Below are 2,121 nucleotides of genomic sequence, written 5' to 3' on the forward strand. Positions count from 1 at the left end.
TGCCCCGTTAGTACAATAACTTCCACATAAAAAGCGTCAATCCCTTCTTGGATCAACGCCCCAGTTACTTTAAGTACATATCTTCTCAAACTTTCATTTTAAACAATACCCTGTCAAAATAAAAACTTCTCTAGTTTGAGAAGTCGCAAAAAGTTTGCCTGAAAATCATCCAGCAACAACATTTAAATATACATTGTAATCCTCATTCCCGAACACATAAAAAAAATTCTTTCAAAAATGAATTTGATGTTCCGATAACCATTGGTTTACTGTATTAACTGCAATCTGAGCAGTTTCTGTTTTAGGGAAACCGAACACCCCTGTTAAAATTGCACAGAAAGCAACGGTTTTTATATCTTCAATTTCAGCTACTAATTCCAGACAAGAAATATAACAGGATGCTAATTCATCCCCTTGCTGATATGTTAATGTCGTTCCTTTTGGAACAATAGGTCCAACCGTATAATCTCCTTTTTAGGATTACAGATCTGCAAAAAAACCGACTTTATGTCGGTTCTGTTAAGTAAATTTTATTTTGTTTATGAAATTACATTAACAAGTTGGTTGAGTGCTTCGTTAATTGGAGTAACTGGACGACCAAGAACTTTCTCAAAATCATTGCTTTCAACTTCTAGTGAACCGTTGCGAATGCTTTCTTGAATTCCTACTACAATCGGAATCACAAAATCAGGCAAACCTAAACCTTTCATGATCTCTGCATATTTTTCGTCACTAACTTGTTGTACAGGTATTTCATTACCCAATACATTACCAAGAGCAGATGCCAATTCTTCTTGAGTTAAAAGTGGACCAGAAAGTTCATAAACTGTATTTTCGTGACCGTTTCCAACAAGAACTGCTGCAGCAGCATCTGCGTAATCTTGTTGCAGTGCCCAACCTACTTTACCTTCTCCAGCAGAAGTTACCCATGGAGCTCCTGCAATAGCACCTTGAATGCTTCCAATTTCGTTTTCCAAATACCAATTGTTACGTAAGAAAGAATATGGGATACCCGTTTTAATGATGGCTGCTTCTGTCGCAACATGAGGTGGAGACATTAAATTTTTGCTTTCTGTTGCATTGGCTAAACTTGTATAAGCAATAAATTTTACCCCTGCACGTTCAGCTGCTTGAACAGCATTAGCATGTTGTTGGATTCTTGTTTCATTGTCACCATCGGCAGAAATAATTAATAATCGGTCAATCCCTTTAAAAGCATTATCTAATGTTTCTGGACGGTCAAAATCACCTTGACGAACTTCCACTCCACGATTACGAAGTCCTTCTGCTTTCTCTGGATTTCGGACACTCACCACCAAATTACTTGCAGGTACTGATTTCAATAATGATTCTACAACCTTGGAACCTAATTTTCCTGTTGCTCCAGTTACTAAAATTTTCATTAATATTCCCTCCAGTTAAATTTTATCTGTAACAATATCAATTACATGTATTCATTTTAGTTACATGTGGTCGATTTGTCAACAGGCAAAATAATATATATTATTTTGTTCGTATTTTGGTATAATAAACTTGTAATCAAAACAATTACATGATGAAGAAATAAAATAATATAAGGATTAGTTAAAAGGGGTGGTGACTGAACATGTCCATCAGCAGCCGATTTGCAGTAGGAATTCATATATTGGCTCTAATTAAATTAAATAATGAAGGAGTAACATCTTCTGAATTTTTAGCTACGAGTGTTAACACGAACCCAGCCGTTATAAGAAAACTAATGGGAATGCTAAAAAAAGCTGGTTTGATAGAGGTACACCCAGGAATTGCAGGTGCTAAACTCGCAAAGGAATTATCTTGTATCACTCTGTTCGACGTATATAAGGCAGTGAATGTTGTACAGGAGAAAGAGTTGTTTAGCATACATGAAAGTCCACATCCTGATTGTCCCGTAGGTAGGAATATCCAAAATACAATTGAACCATTATTCACAGCAGCACAATTGGCAATGGAGAAGGTTTTAAGAAATGTTACATTAGAAGATGTTGTGAGAGATATTGCTACTAAAGAAAATATCTGTTAGAAAGGGCATTCCAAAGGAATGTCTTTTCTCTTTCTTCTTCAACTAACCTGCCCGTTAGCAGAACAAGCAAAAAAGACCGC

At 36.0% G+C, this 2,121-nt stretch carries 3 protein-coding genes; 1 reads left to right on the plus strand and 2 read right to left on the minus strand.

The genetic code is table 11. The features are described from left to right. Positions 1-231 precede the first annotated feature (231 nt). Together V7161_RS30435 and V7161_RS18595 are read right to left on the minus strand one after the other, a co-directional pair. Positions 232-450, minus strand: coding sequence for a macro domain-containing protein (locus V7161_RS30435; protein ID WP_420491642.1), 219 nt, complete (start codon positions 448-450; stop codon positions 232-234). Positions 451-539: 89 nt separating this feature from the next. Next, positions 540-1,403, minus strand: a complete 864-nt coding sequence (locus V7161_RS18595) for an SDR family oxidoreductase (RefSeq protein ID WP_335714436.1) — start codon at positions 1,401-1,403, stop codon at positions 540-542. Between the two features lie 203 nt (positions 1,404-1,606). On the opposite strand from V7161_RS18595, the gene V7161_RS18600 reads away from it, so the two are divergent. Further along, positions 1,607-2,041, plus strand: a complete 435-nt coding sequence (locus tag V7161_RS18600; RefSeq protein ID WP_289984068.1) for an Rrf2 family transcriptional regulator — start codon at positions 1,607-1,609, stop codon at positions 2,039-2,041. Positions 2,042-2,121: the final 80 nt, after the last annotated feature.

It is taken from the genome of Neobacillus drentensis, from assembly GCF_036965425.1.
GTDB lineage: Bacteria > Bacillota > Bacilli > Bacillales > Cytobacillaceae > Neobacillus > Neobacillus drentensis_F.